Raw genomic sequence first — 17,927 nt, 5'->3', positions numbered from 1 at the left:
CGACAGGGCCGGCCTTGCTGCTGGCCCTTTGTCGTGCGCGCAACAAAGTGGCGATTCTCGATATCACTCGCTTTTCGACCTTGTCTGAGATCCGGCGCTGCACAGGCGATCTAGGCTCAATGCGTTCTTCACAGATGGCGTTGCGTGCATGACCTACCTGATCGTCCTGGATCCACAGTCCGTCACCAGCCGCTGCTATGCCAGCAAGGGCCCGGACGGCACCTGGTTCGGCCAGCCCTGCCTGGTCTGCACCAGCATGGATGCCTCGCATCCGCTTTACCTGGCCGTACAGCGCGAGATCCCGCACATGGGCGGCACCCTGAAGCAGCGCCTGCACATCCCGCACGAGGCAGTTGCCTTCGTCATCGAGGACGGTGGCGACCAGGGGCGCCAGCAAGGGTTCCGCTCGATCGCCGCGTGAGTCGCCATAGGTCATTGTGACCGACCACACCGTGGCGTCGGTCAGCCCCGCTTGAGGCAGATTCGCATGTGCAGCGACCGCGGCATCGTGGGATCCGATCCAGTCCGGATCGCCACTCTCGCCCGATCATGAACGCCCTGCTCCCGCACGTCCTGCTGTCGGCAGTTCTGCTGGTCAGCCCCCCCCTGTCGGCGCCCGCCGCCGAACCCGCCAAACCCTCCACCACGGCCGAGTGCATCGCCCTTAGCACCAATCGCGACATCCGCCCCTCCAGTACGGAACGCGAAGTGCTGCTGCGCGACGGCAACAACCACTATCGAGTCCACCTGCAGAAGCGCTGCCTTGGCGCCGCCGCCTCGGCCAGTTACGTCTTCTTCACGCCGAACACGCCCGAACAGATCTGCGGTGACGCCCGTAGCACACTACAGACCGACAGCAACCACTGCGCTGTGACCCGGATCGAGCGGGTCGATGCGGCAACCTTCAAGCGCCTGGCCCAGCAGGGACGTTGAAGGGCTGATACGCAACAAGGGCGGCCGGAGCCGCCCTTGTTTTCCAACCGCACCCGGAATCGATCCGGCGCCGCCTTACTCCACCGTCACCGGCAACAACCGCTCCGGCTCGGCCTGCGTCTCGACCACCAGCTCGTCGTCGCGGACATCGATGCTGACCCTGCCGCCGTTGACCAGCTTGCCGAACAACAGCTCGTCGGCCAGCGGACGCTTGATCTTGTCCTGGATCACGCGGGCCATCGGGCGGGCACCCATCAACGGATCGAAACCATGGTGGGCCAGCCAGTCGCGCGCGGTCGGGGTGGCCGACAGGCTGACGTGCTTGTCCTGCAACAGCATCTCCAGCTCGATCAGGAACTTGTCGACCACGCGCAGGATGTGCTCGAAGCCCAACGCCTGGAACTGCACCACCGCGTCAAGGCGGTTGCGGAACTCCGGGGTGAAGCTGCGGCGGATGGTCTCCATCGCGTCGGTGGCATGGTCCTGCTTGGTGAAGCCGATCGAGCGCCGCGAGGCCTGCGCCGCGCCTGCATTGGTGGTCATCACCAGCACCACGTTCTTGAAGTTGGCCTCGCGACCGTTGGTATCGGTCAGCACGCCGCGGTCCATCACCTGCAACAGGATGTTGAAGATGTCCGGATGCGCCTTCTCGATCTCGTCCAGCAACAGCACGCAGTGCGGGGTCTTGACGATCTTCTCGGTCAACAGGCCGCCCTGGTCGAAGCCGACATAGCCCGGAGGCGCACCGATCAAGCGGCTGATCGAGTGCGGCTCCATGTACTCGGACATGTCGAAACGGACCAGCTCGATGCCCAGCTGCAGCGCCAGCTGCTTGGTCACCTCGGTCTTGCCCACGCCGGTGGGGCCGGCGAACAGGAAGTTGCCGATCGGCTTTTCCGGATTGCCCAGCCCGGAACGGGCCAGCTTGATCGCCGACGCCAGCGTATCGATGGCCGGATCCTGGCCGAAGATCACCATCTTCAGGTTGCGCTCCAGGTGCTGCAGCACATCCTTGTCGGTGGCGCTGACCTGCTTGGCCGGAATACGCGCCATCTTGGCGACGATCGCTTCCACTTCCTCGACGTCGATCAGCTCCTTGCGCTGGCCTTCCGGCAGCAGGCGCTGGCGGGCACCCGCCTCGTCGATCACGTCGATGGCCTTGTCCGGCAGCAGACGGTCGCCGATGTGCTTGACCGACAGATCCACCGCCGCCTGCAGCGCCTCGTCGGAATACGTCACGCCGTGGTGCAGCTCATACTTGGACTTGAGGCCCTGCAGGATCTCGTAGGTCTCGCCGACGGTCGGCTCGACGATGTCGATCTTCTGGAAGCGGCGCGCCAGCGCCCGGTCCTTCTCGAAGATGCCGCGGTACTCCTGGAAGGTGGTCGAGCCGATGCAGCGCAGCTCACCTGAAGCCAGTGCCGGCTTGATCAGGTTGGACGCATCCATGGTGCCGCCCGAGGCCGAGCCGGCACCGATGATGGTGTGGATCTCGTCGATGAACAGTACCGCGTTGGGCACCTTCTTCAGCGCGGTCAGCACGCCCTTCAGGCGCTTCTCGAAATCACCGCGGTACTTGGTGCCGGCCACCAGCGCACCGAGGTCGAGCGAGTAGATCACCGCGTCCGACAGCACCTCCGGCACCGAACCTTCAACGATGCGGCGGGCCAGGCCCTCGGCGATGGCGGTCTTGCCGACCCCGGCCTCGCCCACGTACAGCGGGTTGTTCTTGCGGCGGCGGCACAGCACCTGGATGGTGCGCTCGATCTCGTCGGCACGGCCGACCAGCGGGTCGATGCGACCGGCGCGGGCCTGTTCGTTGAGGTTGCTGGCGAATTCGGTCAGGGCATCGCCCTTCGGCTCACCCTCCCCGCCTTCGATGCGGCTCTCGCCCTCGGAGGAAGAGGACGGCTGCTCGCCCTCCTCGCCCAGCTTGGCAATGCCGTGGGACAGGTAATTGACCACATCCAGCCGGGTGACGTCCTGCTGGTTGAGGTAATAGACGGCGTGGGAGTCCTTTTCGCCGAAGATGGCGACCAGCACGTTGGCGCCGGTGACCTCCTTCTTGCCAGAGGACTGAACGTGGTAGACGGCCCGCTGCAGCACGCGCTGGAAGCCCAGGGTCGGCTGGGTATCGCGGCCGTCATCTTCGGCCAGACGGGACACGGAGGCCTCGATGGCCTGCTCCAGCTCCTGGCGCAGGCGTTCGGCGTCGGCGCCACATGCCTTCAGTACGGCCTGGGCGGACGGGTTGTCGAGCAGTGCCAACAGCAGGTGTTCGACCGTCATGAATTCATGCCGGGCCTCACGGGCGCGCTTGTAGCACTGGCCGATGGTGTGTTCGAGGTCTTTGCTGAACATGGATTACTCCGGCGGCAGATGGGGACAATATGCGGCCTGACTACGCGATTTCCATCACCCTAGCGGATTGCTGCGTTCAGATGGCGTTAGCAGTATGGATCGCTTGATCTTCATTCACTCCAGGACAGCCCACCCAGCATGAGCGAACCCTACCTGAGCCGCTGGCGATTGCGGCGTGATGGCGCGGCCATCGAGACGCCCCATGCCCAGCTCTGGCCGGTACTGACCATCGCCGGCCAGCCAGCGATGCTGAAGATCAGCAGCGAAACCGAGGAGCAGAACAGCCACCGCCTGCTGCGTTGGTGGGACGGCGACGGCGCCGCCCGGCTGCTGGCCCACGAGGGGCCGGCGATCCTGATCGAACGTGCCGGCGGCGACTCGCTGCGGCAGCGCTCGATCGAGGGCGACGATGACACCTGCACCACGATCCTGTGCCAGGTCCTGCAACGGCTGCACCGGCCACGGAGCGCACCGCCAGCGGAACTGGTCTGCCTGCGTACATGGTTCGCGGACCTGCTGCAGCCAAGGGCGGCGCTGCCATCACTGCTGGAACAGTGCGGATCACTGGCGGCGGCATTGTTGCAGGAGGAACAGGAAATCCGACCGCTGCACGGCGACCTGCACCACGACAACGTGCTCGATTTCGGCGCGCGCGGCTGGTTGGCGATCGACCCGAAGCGACTGATCGGCGACCGCGCGTTCGATTACACGACGCTCTTCAGCAACCCGGACCTGTGCGGACCGGACATCCACGTTGCGACACAGCCCGAGCGGTTTGCCGCCCGGGTGGAGCAGGTCACTGCGCTGGCGGGGATCGAGCGGCACAGGCTGCTGCGCTGGATCGCAGCCAGCGCGGGGCTGTCAGCGGTGTGGTTCCGGGATGACGGGGACACCGCCGATATCGACGACGCGGTGGCGCGGATGGCGCTGGAGGCGTTGGCGGAGGGGTGACCTCCGCGCCTGGTAGGTGCCCACCTTGGTGGGCACGCCGTGTCCGGGATCGATGTGCCCGGACCAGAATCGGCAGCCGGTCAGGCCTTTTCCATCGTGCACAGCAGCGGGTGCTGGTTCATGCGCGAGTACTCGTTGACCTGGGCGACCTTGGTCTCGGCCACTTCACGGGTGAACACTCCGCATACGCCGCGGCCGCGGGTGTGGACGTGCAGCATCACCTGCGTGGCCTTGTCCAGGTCCATGGTGAAGAACTGCTGCAGCACGTCCACCACGAAATCCATCGGGGTGTAGTCGTCGTTGAGCAGCATCACCTGGTAGAACGGCGGCGGCGCCACTTCCGGGCGCGCGGGTTCCACGGCAACGCCGTGCTCGTGATGGGAATCGGGGGAAGACTCGCGGGGCATCTGCCCATTATAGAGGCTCGAGCGGGCCCGCGTGGGCCCGCCGCAGATTGGACGGCACGCACGGCCGCCGTCACAATTGCACCCTCTCTCAATACTGTTTCACAGGATCTTCATGAAAAGGACACTTCTCCCCGCCCTGCTGGTCGCCCTGGCTGCCGCCGGCTCTGCCGCTGCTGCGCCGGAGGGCGACAAGGCCGTGGCCCGCCACCTGGACAAGCTGGGTTACAACTACGAGGTCGACGAAGACGGCGACTACCGCCTGGTGTTCGATGTCGAAGGCGATCGCACCCAGATGGTCTACGTTCGCTCGTCGGTGGAAGATTTCGGCACCCACAACATCCGCGAGATCTGGTCGCCGGCCTACAACGCCAAGACCAAGCAGTTCCCGGTAGCCGTGGCCAACCGCCTGCTGGAAGATTCGCAGGACGCCAAGATGGGCGGCTGGGTGAAGCAGGACACCACGGCGATGTTCGTCGTGAAGATCGACGCCGATGCCACGGCGGACCAGCTCAGCGACGCCATCGATGCGGCCATCCGTACCGCCGATGCGATGGAGCTGGAACTGACCAAGAAGGACGAGTTCTGAGTTGAACGCTACGCCGGACCCGCGCTGGGCACCGCACGCCACCGTCGCCACCGTGGTGGTTGACGGCGGCCGCGTGCTGCTGGTTGAAGAAACCATCGACGGCCGCGCGGTGCTGAACCAGCCGGCCGGCCACCTCGAGCCGGGCGAAAGCCTGGCCGAGGCGGCACTGCGCGAGACCCGCGAGGAAACCGGCTGGACCGTACAGCTGACCCATTTCATCGGCTGCTACCAATGGACCGCCGGCGACGGCACCACCTTCCTGCGCTTCTGTTATGCGGCGCGCCCGGTCTCGCACGACCCAGCGCAGCCGCTGGACACCGGCATCGACCGTGCGCTGTGGCTGGCGCCGGACGAGCTGCAGGCCGCCGGCGAGCGCCTGCGCAGCCCGCTGGTCTGGCAGGTGGTGGCCGACTACCTGGGCGGCCAGCGCCATCCGCTTTCGTTGGTCCGGGAGGTCGCATGAGCACTCCGCGCGTAATGGTCGGCGTCTCTGGTGGCGTCGATTCCTCGGTCGCTGCCTGGCGGCTGGTGCAGCAGGGCGAAGCCGTGGCCGGCCTGTTCATGCAGAACTGGGCCGACGACGGCAGCGGCGAGTGCCGCGCCGAGGACGACCGCCGTGATGCGGTGGCCGTGTGTGGCCTGCTCGGCATTCCGTTCCACTTCCGCGATTTCTCCAACGAATACTGGCAGGGCGTGTTCGAGCACTTCCTGGCCGAGTATGCCGCCGGCCGCACCCCGAACCCGGACGTGCTGTGCAACCGCGAGGTGAAATTCAAGCACTTCCTGGATGCCGCCCGCGAGCTGGGCGCCGAGCGCATCGCCACTGGCCACTACGCGCGGGTGGCCCAGCGCGGCCACCAGTGGCTGCTGCTGCGCGGCGCCGACCGCTCCAAGGACCAGAGCTACTTCCTGCACCAGTTGGGCCAGCAGCAGCTGGCAGCGACCCTGTTCCCGATCGGCGACCTGGAAAAGACCGACCTGCGCCGGATCGCGCGTGACGTCAGCCTGCCGACCCACGCCAAGAAGGACTCCACCGGCATCTGCTTCATCGGCGAGCGCGACTTCCGCGAGTTCCTTGGCCGCTACCTGCCGGCCAAGCCCGGGCAGATCCTCGACCCGGCCGACGGCAGCGTGATTGCCGAGCATCCAGGCGTGTTCTATTTCACCCTGGGCCAGCGCGAGGGCCTGAACATCGGCGGCGTGCGTGGCCGCCCTGCGGCGCCGTGGTACGTGGTCGGCAAGGACGTGGCCAGCAACGTGCTGTACGTCGACCAGGATCGCGACAGCACGTGGATGCTGTCCAACCGCCTGCGCTCGGAGACCGCGCACTGGATTGCCGGCGCGCCGCCGGCACGGCGCTTCGAGTGCACCGCGCAGACCCGCTACCGCCAGCCCGACGAGCCGTGTACGGTCGAGGTGCTGGACGATGGCAGCGTACTGGTCACCTTCGCGCGCCCACAGCGCGCCGTCACCCCCGGTCAGTCGCTGGTGCTGTATGACGGCGACGTGTGCCTGGGTGGCGCGGTGATCGCCGCCACCGATGCGCCGCTGGAACAGCGCCTGCGCACCACCCCTTCTCCTTTTGAGGTAATCGCTGCATGAGTTTCACTGTCGACGACCGCGTTCTGGCTTTGGCCGGCATTGCCCAGGCCCTGCAGCAGGTACGCCGTATCGCCGATACCGGCCATTCCGACGCCGCCGCCGTTCGCACTGCCGTGGAGAGCGTGTTCCGCGTCGATGCGTCCTCGCCGCAGGAGGTGTTCGGTGACCGTCATGCGCTGAAGGCCGGCCTGCGCCTGCTGCACAACTACTTCCGCAGCCAGGGCCAGGACCCGATCCTGCCCAAGCTGGCCTTGTCAGTGCTGCAGCTGGAGCGCCGCTTCGTGCAGGAAGGCGAGACCGTGAACAAGGTCGCCTCGGGCATCGAGCGCGCCCAGCGCCAGGCCGCCGAACTGGGCGACAGCGGTCACCCGGACGTACTGGCCAACCTGGGCGGCCTGTACGCCGACACCATCAGCCACCTCAAGCCGCGGGTGATGGTCCAGGGCAATCCGCACTACCTGGGCCAGGCCGGTGTGGTCGCCGAGATCCGCGCCCTGCTGCTGGCCGCCGTGCGCTCTGCGGTGCTCTGGCGCCAGCTGGGCGGCAGCTACTGGGACTTCCTGTTCAGCCGCAAGGCGATGATCGAGGCTGTGGACCGCCAGCTGGCGTGAGGGTGTGGGGGCGGATCCCTTTCCGGCTCGGCAAGAGCCCTGACCCCGAACGCCCCCGGCAGCGCCGGAAAACCGGCGCATTCAGAATGCACTTCGAGGCATATCGACGTTAAAGAGAAAGGGGGTACGGCCGATACATCCTCCGTGCACCTCCCGAGAACGTCCATGTACTCACGCATTTTCATCCGTCTGGCCGCCCCCCTGGCTCTGACCCTGCTGCTCCCCTTCGCCATCGGTTTCGAATGGCCGGCCGCCCTGCGCTGGGCGATCCTGACCACGATGACGCTGAGCTGGCTCGGCTTTGCGTGGTGGACCACCCGCGCCCAGGCGCACCGCTCCCCGGAACACGCCCGTGTCCTGCGCGAGCAGGACCAGCTGTTGACCGAGCTGCGCAACTTCGTCGGCAACGAGATCGACGGTTCACGTGGCGAAGTGGAACGCGCCCGCGACCTGATCCGCCAAGCCGTCTCCAGCCTGGGTGGCAGCTTCGATGCGATGAACCGCAAGTCGCGCCAGCAGAGCCAGGCCCTGTCGCGCATCGTCGACCGCGCCGGTGACGAAGGCAGCGCCGGCCTCGACGTTGCCCGTTTTGCCCAGCACGCCAGCAACCGCATGGAACAGCTGGTGGAAGCGCTGGAACAGGTGAGCGGCCAGAGCAGCACCACCGTGCAGCACATCGACCAGATGGCGCAGCACCTGGATGGCATCTTCGCGCTGCTGGAAGACGTCAAGTCGATCGCCGACCAGACCAACCTGCTGGCCCTGAATGCCGCCATCGAAGCCGCGCGTGCCGGTGAAGCCGGTCGTGGCTTCGCGGTGGTCGCCGACGAAGTGCGCAACCTGTCCGAGCGCTCGACCACGTTCAACGAGCAGATCCGCAAGCTGGCGCACAGCTCCAAGGACGCCATCGCCAAGGTCCGCGAGACGGTTTCGCACATGGCCTCGCGTGACATGGACCGCTCCCGTGAAGCGCGTCAGGAAGCGGCGGCGATGCTCGATAACGTGGCGCAGATCAACGCGTCGCTGGGCGATGGCATGCGCGAAGTATCCGATTGCGCCCGTTCGATCGATGGCAGCGTGGCCGAAGCCGTCCGCGCCCTGCAGTTCGAAGACATCGCCACCCAGGCGCTGGGCGGCGTGCACACCCACCTGGACCGCCTGACCGCGATCAACCGCGAAGCGGTGGCCCTGCAGGAACTGCTGCACCGCAATGGCGGCGTGTTCGACGAAGAGATCGCCACCGCCCTGCAGCGCACCGGCAGCCGCCTGCGTGAACTGCGCAGCGAATGGGAACGCCCGCCGCACAAGCCGGTCGCCCAGCAGAGCATGGGCGCTGGCACCGTCGAGCTGTTCTGATCCTGATGTCCGCTGCCGCTGCCGCTGCCGGCAGCCCGCAAGGCCCCGGTTCGTCCGGGGCCTTTGCCTGTAACCCGCCGTTGGATGCATCCTCTACGCGCACCATGACCGTTATCCGCGCCCTGCCCTCTCTGGCCGACAACGACCGCCCGCGCAACGCGAGCGTGCGTGAGCAGCTGCAGCAGCTGGAAGACGTGGCCCGCGAAGAGATCCGCGAACTGCAGCAGCTGGCCGATGCGCGTCCTGGCCCGTCACGGGCGGACGACGCGCTGCTGGGTCTGGCGTGGGATCTGGGCCTGGACGGCGAAGCCCTGCAGTAGATCCACGTCATGCGTGGATGCAACTGCCTACGTGGCATGATGCGCCGGTCCCGTTCATGGAAGACCGATGGCCATCGCCCTGATCGCATTGCTGCTGATCGAAGTCCTGCTGCTTGTGCTGTGGGCGCCGTTCTTCTTCCGCACCGGCATCGTACTGTTCAATCAGCGCATCGCCGCTACGCCGGCAGAGCTGGCGCAGCTCTCGCTGGCCGGGTTGGAGCATGATCTGCCGGCCGATACCTGGCTGCGCCTGGTGTTCCGCGCGCTGCCGGACGGCAGTATCGCCTTTCGCGAGAGCTTCGCGCCGAGCTTTGGCGGCCGCTACTTTCCGCTGATGCGCGGGCGGGTGATGATCGACGCACGACGCAGGGAGGTGCGGGTGGTCGGGCGGTGCAGCTGGTTCGCGCTGGGCCTGACACTGATGCTGGTGCCGATCATCCTCATCCGGCCAGCTGCGTCGCCGATGCTGGTGGCGCTGCTGCTGTTCTACATGGGCTATTTCATCCAGCGCCGACGCTATGCACATGTGGTGGAAGCAGTGCGCGCACGAATTCGCTCCGAATTTCCGCAGCGAATGGTTACCAAGCTGCAGTAGATCCACGCTGTGCGTGGATGATCGCGAGCACCGGCATTCGTGTCGACCAAGGTCGACACCTACCAGAGCGGTGCGTCGGCGTGCGGCGATCCCGCCGGGCATGGCCCGGCGCTACCCTCAGCGTGCCAGCACGGCCTCGCTGGCAGCATCGGTGCGCCCTGGCGCGGCGTGCTGCTGTCGCAACCACTGCGCCAGGTCACGCGGGCTGAGCGGGCGCGAGTACAGGTAGCCCTGGATCTCGTCGCAGCCCTGGCGGCGCAGCATGTCTTCTTCCTGGTGCGTTTCCACGCCTTCGGCCACTACCTTCATGCCCAGCGCGTGGCCCAGGTGCACGATGGCCTGGGTCACTTCGGCCGTACCCGAATCATGCAGCATGCCCTGCACGAAACTGCGGTCGATCTTCAGGCGCCCCACCGGGAAACGGTTGAGGTAGTTCAGATTGGAGAAGCCGGTACCAAAGTCATCCACTGCCAGTGGCACGCCGTGCCGTTCCAGCACGTCGAAGCAGTGGCGCAGAATGTCGGTGTCACGGATCAACGCCGACTCGGTCAGCTCGAGCTCCAGCCGCTGCGGCGGCCAGCCGTGGGCGTGGCAGATCTCGATCACCCGCTCAGCAAAACCGCGATCACGCAGCTGCACTGCCGACACATTGACTGCGATGCGGTCAAAACACAGGCCAGCCCGGTCCCAGGCGATTGCCTGCCGGCAGGCTTCGTTCAGCACCCAGTCGCCGATGCGCACGATCTCGCCGCACTTCTCTGCAATCGGAATGAATTCGGCCGGGCTGCAGTAGCCGATGCCGGGCCGATGCCAGCGCAACAGTGCCTCGATCGCCGGCGGTTCGCCATGATGCGCATGCAGCAGCGGCTGGTAGGCCAGGCTGAACTCTTCGCGTTCGATCGCGCCATGCAGCGCGTGCTCGAGCTCGAGCCGACGCTGGATACGCGCCAGCGCGTCCTGGCTGTAGTACTGGTAGGTATTCCGCCCGGCTTCCTTGGCCGCGTACATCGCGGCATCAGCGGCGCGCAGCAGCGAGTCGAAATCAGTCTGCGCGTCACCCAGCATCGCAATGCCAACGCTGGCGCCGACCTTCAGCGTGGTGTCGCCACGGCGCAGCGGCTCGGCCAGCGAAGCGATCAGCTTGCGCGCCACGTGGCCGGCGTCTTCCGGCTCGGCCAGGTCGCGCAACACCACGATGAACTCGTCGCCACTGAAACGGCCGAACAGATCGTTGTTGCGCAGGTTCTGGTGCAGGCGCGTGGCCGCGGCCTTCAGCAGCGCATCACCGGTGGCGTGGCCGAAGCTGTCGTTGATGGTCTTGAAGCCGTCCAGATCAATGAACAGCATCGCCAGCGAGGTGCCGCGGTCGCGCGCTTCCTCGATGGCTTCTGCCGTCTGCTCGCCGAGCAGCACGCGATTGGGCAGGCCGGTCAGCAGATCGTAGTGCGCCAGCAGCTCGATGCGCTCGTTGGCCTCGCGCTCGCGGGTGATGTCACGGAACAGGACCACGAAGCGCGGCGGCAGGCCATCGCGGCGATCCAGCTCGATCAGCACCTGCACCCACACGCGCAGGCCGGACTGGCGGTAGAAGCACAGGTCCAGCTGCTCGGGGAGGCCACCGCCGGCAATCCGCACCAGTGCGGCCTCGAAGGCGCTGCGCGAATCTTCGGTGTACAGCGCCAGTGCCTGGTCCAGGCTGATCGGCTCCTTGCGCAGGCCGTGGATGCGGTAGCACTCCTCGGTCCACTGCATGTGCCGGGTCTGCACTTCGATCTCGCAACCGCCGATGCGGCCCAGTGCGGAGACACGGTTGAGCAGCTCGGTGCGCCAGCGGATCAACGCGTCGGTCTGGTGCTGCTCGGTGATGTTCTGCACCTGGCCGAGCAGGCGCTTGGGCTGGCCATCGGTGTCCAGCAGCGGCTGCATCCACAGCCGCAGGTGCTGCGAGGGCTCGTTGCCGCGAGTCAGTTCCAGCTCGATGTTGGCTGCGCGGCCATCGCGCCATACCCGCCGCCAGGCGGCACGCAGCGCACCACGAGAGCGCGGATGCAGCTGTTTCAACCAGCGCCGCTGGCCGGGCACGCTGCCCTGCTCCAGCGACAGCAGCGAACGCAGCTCCGGCGACCACCAGAACAGGCCACTATCGGGGTCGAACGACCAGCTGCCCATGCTGGCGATGCGCTGGGCCTCGCTCAGGTGCAGCTGCTGCTCCTGCAGCAGGCCTTCCAGCTGTTTCTGCTGCTCGATATCGGTATGCGTGCCGACCATGCGCAGTGGCTGGCCGTCGGCGGTGCGCGCCACCACACGACCGCGATCAAGCACCCAGCGCCATTGGCCATCGGCCTGGCGGAACCGGAACTGGGCGCTGTACTGCTCGCTCAGGCCACGCAGGTGCTGGTCCAGCGCGACACGGACCTGGCCGATGTCTTCGCTGTGTACGCGCGCCAGTATCTCGGTGGCGGTTTCATCACCCAGCGCCGGCGTGCGGACTACGCGGTCGCTGGGAATGTCCCAGTCCCACAAGCTGTGGCCGGCACTGTCCAAGGCCAGTTCCCAGCGCCCGCCACCATCGACCGGCACCGGCTCGGGGATGCTCAGCGTGAAGGCCAGCAAGTTGCCTGCGCCATCGTGCACGGCGCGCAGGTGGCCATCGTAGTGCCCGCGCGGGCCGCCAGGAAGCGTGCAGGCCACGATGCCACCATCGGCCGCCAACAGGCGCAGATCTTCCAGCATCGGCGCGTACGCAGCCACGGTGGCCGGCAGGCCATGCTCGCGCGCAGCCGGATTGGCCGCCAGCGGGCGGCCCGTGCGGTCGACGATGACCAGCGCCGACGCAAGCGGGTGCTGCAGCAGGCTGGCGATGATCCCTTGGTCCACGCGATCTTGCTCCGGATGACACGCCCGTCAGCGGGGCACGCAGTGGTTAACGGCGCCTGCGCCGGATAATTGAGTGGTCAGGGCACACCCGCGCGGTAAGATGGCCGGCGCCCCTTTCACCCACCCCGTCCATGCCCGCAGAACCGACCGGCAACGCCCCTGTTCCCGACCCGCGGATGGCGCAGGCGTTGAGCCGCGACCGGCGGCGGGTGGTGCTGAGCTACCTGGCGATGGCGCTGGCCTGGATGATCGCTACCGACAGCGCGGTACAGGCACTGGTGCCCGACCCGCACCAGGCGGCGTTGTGGCAGGGCTTGAAGGGCTCGTTCTTCGCCCTGGCCAGCGCCGGCCTGCTGTACCTGCTGCTGCGCCCGCTGGCCGAACACGTGCTGCATACCCATGCCCGCCAGCAGGCCTCCGAACTGCGCCTGCGGCAGATGTTCGAAGGCAACCCCGGCCCGATCCTGGTCTACGACCTGGATACCTTGGCGATCCTCGATGCCAACCCGGCCGCCTGCAGCACCTTCGGCTGGGAACGTGATGAACTGCTGGAGCAGACCATCGATGCGCTGTGGCCACCGGGCCAGGAACAGGCGCTGCAGACCAAGCTGGAGGCGATCCGCGAGGCGCCCGAGGAGCTGTGCATCCTGCGTACGCAGCTGCAGCTGCGCGACGGCAGCCTGCGGCAGATGGAGCTGCGCTCAAACGCGATCAGCTACGACGGACACAATGCCCGCCTGTTGATCGCCATCGACCGTACCGCCGAGGACCTGGCGCAGCTGCGCCGCGACCAAGCCCTGGCACGGGTCGAGGAAGCGCATGAGCTGGCCCGCATCGGTGCCTGGGAGCTGGACCCGTCCAGCGGACAGGGCCGCTATTCCAACCAGGTCTATCGCCTGCTCGGCCGACGCCCGCCCGAAGCCCGTCGCTGGCACCGTTTCGATGAACTGCTGGTGCCGGCCGACCCGGCCACCGCGTCACAGACCGAGCAGCTGCTGGCCGAGCTGTGCTCAGGCGAGCCTGTACAGGTGGACGTGCTGCTGCCACTGCTGGCGATGGACGGTCATGCACTGATGGTGCACCTGCGCGCCGCCAGTGGCACTGATGAAGCCGGCCGCAACCGTGTGCTCGGCACCCTGCAGGACGTAACCGAGCGCGAACAGTCACGCCGCCTGCTGCGTGAGCGCGAAGAGCAGTTCCGCGAGCTGGTGCGGGTACTGCCCGATGGCGTGGTGATCCTTTCCGACGAGCATGTGCTGTATGCCAATGCCTGGGCAGCAGGCCTGTTCGGTTATGGCAGCCACACCCTGCTCGGCGAGCCGCTGTCGGCGCTGGTTGCCGCCACCGATCTGGTGCGCGTGCGCGCCCAGCTGCGTGCCGGCCAGCCTCACCTGGGCCCTGGCCACAGCAGCGTGGTGGCAATGCAGCGCGCGGACGGCCGCCGCTTCCATGCCGGATTGGCGGTGGGCGAAGTGCGCTATGGCGGCCGCGACTGCAAGCTGCTGATCGTACGCGACCTGAGCGATTCGGAGCGCACCCGCGCCGCGCTGGAAACCAGCAACCGCGAGCTGCAGGCGATGGCCGGGCGCCTGTTCTCCCTGCAGGAGGATGAGCGCCGTGCGATCTCGCGCGACCTGCACGATGACATCGGCCAGGCCATCACCGCGATCAAGCTGTCCGCCCATGCTGCGCAGGACGAGCATGATCCGCAGCGCCGCGCCGAGGACCTGGCGCAGATCGTCAGCCTCGCCGACACCACCGTGTCCAAGCTGCGCGACATTTCCACCCTGCTGCGGCCGCCACAGCTGGACGCACTGGGCCTGGAGGCCGCGCTGAGCTGGCAGGCACGGGTGCTGTTCCGCTCCTCGCCGGTGGAATTGCTGGCCGAGATCGAGCCCCTGCCACAGCGTCCCGACAACAGCATCGAGCAGGCCTGCTTCCGCATCGCCCAGGAAAGCCTGACCAATGCCCTGCGCCATGCCCGCGCCAGCCAGGTGCTGCTGCAATTGCGCGACGTCGGCCAGCGTAGCCTGCACCTGCAGATCCGCGATGATGGCGAGGGTTTCGACCCGGACGGTCCGCGCGGGCTCGGCCTGATCGTGATGCGCGAACGCGCACAGAGCGTCGGCGGGCATGTGCGGATCGAGTCCGCGCACGGTGAAGGCACCCTGATCGACGTCCACCTCCCCTACCAGGCGGCCAGCACGGCCGCCATCGAGTCACCGGAATACTGAGCCTATGTGGAATCCCAACCAGCCGCCGGTCAGCATCGATGATGCCCCCGACCGCCTCGGCGCCGGCAACCCCGAACTGCAGGTGATGGTCGCCGAAGCCGCCTCCGGGGGTACCCCGCTGATGTTGATGCACGTGGACATCGACCACTTCGCATCGGTCAACGAGAACATGAGCGCCGAGGTGGGTGACCAGGCACTGGTGCTGGTGGCACAACGGCTGCAGTCCTACCTGCGCGGTCGCGGCAAGCTGTGGCGCCACGGCAGCGACGAGTTCCTGATCGCCGTTCCGCGCACCGTCGAGGTGCCGCTGCCGGAGGACTTCGCCGAGGAAATCCGCCAACAGATGGAGCTTCCGCTGTCGGTGCTGCCGTACACGCTGTTCATGACCGGCAAGCTGGGGGTGAGCCTGTGCCCGGAACACGCCAGCAGCACCTCGCGCCTGCTCGACCACGCCGAGGACGCCCTGTACCAGGCTGCCCGCGAAGGGGGCAACGCCGTGCGCATCCACGCCGTGGACACGCCGCCGAGCGCGCACAGTGAAAGCATCATCGCGCGGCAGATCGTCGATGCCATTCCCAACGGCGAGCTGAAGCTGCGCTACCAGCCGCTGGTCAGTGCCCGCGACGGCCACGTGGTGGGCATGGAAGCGCTGCTGCGCTGGCAGTCGCCGACGCTGGGCATGCTGGTGCCGGAACGCTTCATGCGCACGGCAGAGCGGCTGGGCATCATCGTGCAGATCGGCACCTGGGTACTGGAGGGTGCGCTGAAGCAGGCGCGTCTGTGGCGCGACCAGGGCTTCGACGACTTCACCATTGCGGTGAACGTATCGACCCTGCAGCTGCTGCGGCCGAACTTCTTTGCCGAAGTGATGGGGGTGATCCAGGCCTCGGGCGTGCCGGCGCAGATGCTGACGCTGGAAATCAACGAAAGCGCACTGACCAACAACGTCAACTTCGTTCACGAGACGCTGGCCAACCTGCGCAACGAAGGCATCAGCCTGAGCCTGGACAACTTCGGCACCGGCGACTCCAGCCTGAGCGCGCTGGTGCGCTACCCGGTGGACAAGCTGAAGATCGACCGCAGCTTCATCAAGAGCGCGCCGGCCGGCAACCGCGAGGCCGCCATCGCCCGCGCCATCATCGCGATGGGCCACCAGCTGGGCATGACGGTGATTGCCAATGGCGTGGAATCGCAGGCACAGCTTGGCTTCCTGCGCCGCAACGACTGCGATGTGTTCCAGGGCTATCTGTTCGGCGAGCCGATGTCGGCCGATGCCGCCGGCATGACCCTGCGCCGTCGCTACCTGCGCCCGGAAGCGTTCGCCGAAACGCGGCCGGACCGCACCCTGCTGCTGCTGGACGACGAAGAAAACGTGCTGCGCTCGCTGGTGCGCCTGTTCCGTCGCGACGGCTACCGCATCCTGGCCGCCGGCAACGTGCGCGATGCGTTCGACCTGCTGGCGATCAACGACGTGCAGGTGATCCTGTCCGACCAGCGCATGAGCGACATGAGCGGTACCGAGTTCCTCGGCCGGGTGAAGATGCTGTACCCGGACACGATCCGCCTGGTGCTGTCCGGCTACACCGATCTGAACACGGTGACCGATGCGATCAACCGTGGTGCGATCTACCGGTTCCTGACCAAGCCGTGGAACGACGACGAGCTGCGCAAGCACATCCACCAGGCGTTCCGCACCTACGAGGAACAGCGCCGCAGCAATGCCGGGCCGGCGCCGGCTGAACCAGTCGATGGCGGCGAGGATCGTCCGTTGCGGTAACGATCCCCTCTGGTAGAGCCGGCCGCTGGCCGGCTGCGCTGGATGTCGGGTTCAATGAGGTTGCCGGCCAGCGGCCGGCACTACCATAAGCGGTCAGCGCGGCTGCTTCACCGGCAGCACCACGCGGAAGCGCGAACCCACGCCCGGGGTACTGTCCAGGTCGATGCGGCCGTGGTGCTTGTTGATGATGCTGTAGGAGATCGACAGGCCCAGGCCGGTACCGCTGCCCACCGGCTTGGTGGTGAAGAACGGATCGAAGATGCGCTGGCGCAGTTCCGGCGAGATGCCGCCACCGGTGTCCTCGAATTCCACCCACACATGATCGCCATCGACGCCGGTGCGCACGGTGATGGTGCCGCGCTCGGCAATGGCATGGCCTGCGTTGAGCAGCAGGTTCATGTAGACCTGGTTCAACTCCGACGGCAGGCACTCCACCAGCGGCAGCTGGCCGAACTCGCGCACCAGGTGCACCTTGTACTTGAGTTCGTTCCAGATGATGTTGATGGTCGATTCCAGGCCGGAATGCAGGTCGACCAGCTTCCACGATTCATCGCGGCCGGAGTACGAGAAGTCCTTCAGGTCGCGCACGATGCGGGTGACCCGCTCGATGCCCTCGCGTGATTCGGCCATCAGCTGCGGCAGGTCGCGGCTGATGAAATCGATGTCCAGGCGGTCACGGATATCGTCGATTTCCGGGATCAGCGCCTTCGGGTCCGGCGCACGCAACGCGCGCTCATAGGCTTCGATGACGGTGAACAGGCTGCGCAGATACTCCTGCAGGCTGCCCAGGTTGGAGTGCACGTAACCGATCGGGTTGTTGATCTCGTGTGCAACGCCGGCGGCGAGCTGGCCGATCGAGGCCATCTTCTCCGACTGCAGCAGCTTTTCCTGGGTGCCGTTCAGGCGCAGATAGGCCTGCCGCAGCTCGGCATGCCGCTGCTGCAGCTCGCGCTCGTAGTCTTCCTGCCCTTCGATGTGGCGGAACAGGGCCAGGAAATGCCCCTGGCCGACCGGGCCGTGATAGTAGAGGTGGGCAATGATCACGCCCTCGCCCAGCGGCAGGCTGCCATTCCAATGGCCGTGCTGGCGCGCCTGCTCCAGCGCATCGGGCGGCAGCAGTTCGCGCAGGCGCTGCGGCGGCGGCAAGGCGCCATCCTCACCACTGGCGAGCAGGTTCTGGGCGGCCGGGTTGGCCAGGGCCACCTGCCCGTCTTCGGTGAACAGCAGCAGGCCTTCGCGCAGGCGCTCAAGCAATGCCTGCAGCACCGGCTGCGGCGGAAGGGGGGCGGTAACCAGGGCGTTGGCAGCGGACACGGC

Annotated in this window: 16 protein-coding genes; 12 read left to right on the top strand and 4 right to left on the bottom strand. The window is 66.9% G+C overall.

What is annotated here, in order from left to right:
• The first annotated feature begins 148 nt into the window (after positions 1 to 148).
• Both SMAL_RS09850 and SMAL_RS09845 read left to right on the top strand, forming a co-directional pair.
• Positions 149 to 421, top strand: a complete 273-nt coding sequence (locus SMAL_RS09850; RefSeq protein ID WP_006366661.1) for a hypothetical protein — start codon at positions 149 to 151, stop codon at positions 419 to 421.
• Between the two features lie 128 nt (positions 422 to 549).
• Positions 550 to 933, top strand: coding sequence for a hypothetical protein (locus tag SMAL_RS09845; protein WP_012510998.1), 384 nt, complete (start codon positions 550 to 552; stop codon positions 931 to 933).
• A 75-nt stretch (positions 934 to 1,008) separates the two neighbouring features.
• On the opposite strand, the gene clpA is transcribed toward SMAL_RS09845, so the two are convergent.
• The gene (gene clpA / locus SMAL_RS09840) at positions 1,009 to 3,294 is read right to left on the bottom strand and encodes an ATP-dependent Clp protease ATP-binding subunit ClpA (RefSeq protein ID WP_006366657.1); all 2,286 of its coding nucleotides are present in this window, start codon (positions 3,292 to 3,294) and stop codon (positions 1,009 to 1,011) included.
• 138 nt (positions 3,295 to 3,432) lie between these two features.
• On the opposite strand from clpA, the gene SMAL_RS09835 reads away from it, so the two are divergent.
• A complete protein-coding gene (locus SMAL_RS09835) occupies positions 3,433 to 4,245 on the top strand; it encodes an APH(6) family putative aminoglycoside O-phosphotransferase (RefSeq protein ID WP_012510997.1) in 813 nt (270 codons plus the stop codon).
• 80 nt (positions 4,246 to 4,325) lie between these two features.
• On the opposite strand, the gene clpS is transcribed toward SMAL_RS09835, so the two are convergent.
• The gene (gene clpS, locus SMAL_RS09830; protein WP_006366596.1) at positions 4,326 to 4,652 is read right to left on the bottom strand and encodes an ATP-dependent Clp protease adapter ClpS; all 327 of its coding nucleotides are present in this window, start codon (positions 4,650 to 4,652) and stop codon (positions 4,326 to 4,328) included.
• Between the two features lie 112 nt (positions 4,653 to 4,764).
• Between clpS and SMAL_RS09825 the strand changes: the two genes are divergently transcribed.
• The 7 genes from SMAL_RS09825 (at position 4,765) to SMAL_RS09795 (ending at position 9,722) form a co-directional block, all read left to right on the top strand.
• Positions 4,765 to 5,238 carry a hypothetical protein gene (locus SMAL_RS09825; protein ID WP_006366498.1) on the top strand — a complete coding sequence of 158 codons (474 nt, stop codon included), beginning with the start codon at positions 4,765 to 4,767 and terminating at the stop codon, positions 5,236 to 5,238.
• A 1-nt stretch (position 5,239) separates the two neighbouring features.
• Positions 5,240 to 5,701 carry an NUDIX hydrolase gene (locus SMAL_RS09820; protein ID WP_012510996.1) on the top strand — a complete coding sequence of 154 codons (462 nt, stop codon included), beginning with the start codon at positions 5,240 to 5,242 and terminating at the stop codon, positions 5,699 to 5,701.
• Positions 5,698 to 6,840, top strand: a complete 1,143-nt coding sequence (gene mnmA / locus SMAL_RS09815) for a tRNA 2-thiouridine(34) synthase MnmA (RefSeq protein ID WP_012510995.1) — start codon at positions 5,698 to 5,700, stop codon at positions 6,838 to 6,840. Before SMAL_RS09820 ends, mnmA begins: the two co-directional genes overlap by 4 nt.
• On the top strand, positions 6,837 to 7,451 hold the full coding sequence (gene hflD, locus SMAL_RS09810) for a high frequency lysogenization protein HflD (RefSeq protein WP_006366435.1): 615 nt from the start codon (positions 6,837 to 6,839) through the stop codon (positions 7,449 to 7,451). The genes mnmA and hflD overlap by 4 nt, the downstream gene beginning before the upstream one ends.
• Positions 7,452 to 7,616: 165 nt before the next feature.
• Entirely contained in the window at positions 7,617 to 8,807 is a 1,191-nt protein-coding gene (locus SMAL_RS09805; RefSeq protein WP_012510994.1) for a methyl-accepting chemotaxis protein, read from the top strand.
• 104 nt (positions 8,808 to 8,911) lie between these two features.
• Positions 8,912 to 9,127, top strand: a complete 216-nt coding sequence (locus SMAL_RS09800; RefSeq protein ID WP_041864514.1) for a hypothetical protein — start codon at positions 8,912 to 8,914, stop codon at positions 9,125 to 9,127.
• A 67-nt stretch (positions 9,128 to 9,194) separates the two neighbouring features.
• A complete protein-coding gene (locus SMAL_RS09795; protein ID WP_012510992.1) occupies positions 9,195 to 9,722 on the top strand; it encodes a hypothetical protein in 528 nt (175 codons plus the stop codon).
• Between the two features lie 117 nt (positions 9,723 to 9,839).
• On the opposite strand, the gene SMAL_RS09790 is transcribed toward SMAL_RS09795, so the two are convergent.
• Complete coding sequence (locus SMAL_RS09790) at positions 9,840 to 12,599, bottom strand: bifunctional diguanylate cyclase/phosphodiesterase (protein WP_006366334.1); 2,760 nt, start codon at positions 12,597 to 12,599, stop codon at positions 9,840 to 9,842.
• Between the two features lie 131 nt (positions 12,600 to 12,730).
• On the opposite strand from SMAL_RS09790, the gene SMAL_RS09785 reads away from it, so the two are divergent.
• Both SMAL_RS09785 and SMAL_RS09780 read left to right on the top strand, forming a co-directional pair.
• Positions 12,731 to 14,833 carry a sensor histidine kinase gene (locus SMAL_RS09785; RefSeq protein ID WP_012510991.1) on the top strand — a complete coding sequence of 701 codons (2,103 nt, stop codon included), beginning with the start codon at positions 12,731 to 12,733 and terminating at the stop codon, positions 14,831 to 14,833.
• Between the two features lie 4 nt (positions 14,834 to 14,837).
• Positions 14,838 to 16,610, top strand: a complete 1,773-nt coding sequence (locus SMAL_RS09780; RefSeq protein ID WP_006366330.1) for an EAL domain-containing protein — start codon at positions 14,838 to 14,840, stop codon at positions 16,608 to 16,610.
• 93 nt (positions 16,611 to 16,703) lie between these two features.
• Here SMAL_RS09780 and SMAL_RS09775 read toward each other — a convergent pair whose 3' ends face one another.
• Positions 16,704 to 17,924, bottom strand: a complete 1,221-nt coding sequence (locus tag SMAL_RS09775) for an ATP-binding protein (RefSeq protein ID WP_006366327.1) — start codon at positions 17,922 to 17,924, stop codon at positions 16,704 to 16,706.
• Positions 17,925 to 17,927 lie beyond the last annotated feature (3 nt).

It is taken from the genome of Stenotrophomonas maltophilia R551-3, assembly GCF_000020665.1.
GTDB lineage: Bacteria > Pseudomonadota > Gammaproteobacteria > Xanthomonadales > Xanthomonadaceae > Stenotrophomonas > Stenotrophomonas maltophilia_L.
The sequence above is the reverse complement of the archived record's forward strand: the minus strand, read 5'-3'. Positions and strand labels throughout refer to the sequence as shown.

Bases quoted from the DNA above. Each gene is read 5' to 3' on its own strand.
- SMAL_RS09825 (WP_006366498.1), top strand. From the start codon at position 4,765: ATGAAAAGGACACTTCTCCCCGCCCTGCTGGTCGCCCTGGCTGCCGCC.
- clpS (WP_006366596.1), bottom strand. From the start codon at position 4,652: ATGCCCCGCGAGTCTTCCCCCGATTCCCATCACGAGCACGGCGTTGCC.
- clpA (WP_006366657.1), bottom strand. From the start codon at position 3,294: ATGTTCAGCAAAGACCTCGAACACACCATCGGCCAGTGCTACAAGCGC.
- SMAL_RS09780 (WP_006366330.1), top strand. From the start codon at position 14,838: ATGTGGAATCCCAACCAGCCGCCGGTCAGCATCGATGATGCCCCCGAC.
- hflD (WP_006366435.1), top strand. From the start codon at position 6,837: ATGAGTTTCACTGTCGACGACCGCGTTCTGGCTTTGGCCGGCATTGCC.
- mnmA (WP_012510995.1), top strand. From the start codon at position 5,698: ATGAGCACTCCGCGCGTAATGGTCGGCGTCTCTGGTGGCGTCGATTCC.
- SMAL_RS09835 (WP_012510997.1), top strand. From the start codon at position 3,433: ATGAGCGAACCCTACCTGAGCCGCTGGCGATTGCGGCGTGATGGCGCG.
- SMAL_RS09850 (WP_006366661.1), top strand. From the start codon at position 149: ATGACCTACCTGATCGTCCTGGATCCACAGTCCGTCACCAGCCGCTGC.
- SMAL_RS09845 (WP_012510998.1), top strand. From the start codon at position 550: ATGAACGCCCTGCTCCCGCACGTCCTGCTGTCGGCAGTTCTGCTGGTC.
- SMAL_RS09805 (WP_012510994.1), top strand. From the start codon at position 7,617: ATGTACTCACGCATTTTCATCCGTCTGGCCGCCCCCCTGGCTCTGACC.
- SMAL_RS09785 (WP_012510991.1), top strand. From the start codon at position 12,731: ATGCCCGCAGAACCGACCGGCAACGCCCCTGTTCCCGACCCGCGGATG.
- SMAL_RS09795 (WP_012510992.1), top strand. From the start codon at position 9,195: ATGGCCATCGCCCTGATCGCATTGCTGCTGATCGAAGTCCTGCTGCTT.
- SMAL_RS09800 (WP_041864514.1), top strand. From the start codon at position 8,912: ATGACCGTTATCCGCGCCCTGCCCTCTCTGGCCGACAACGACCGCCCG.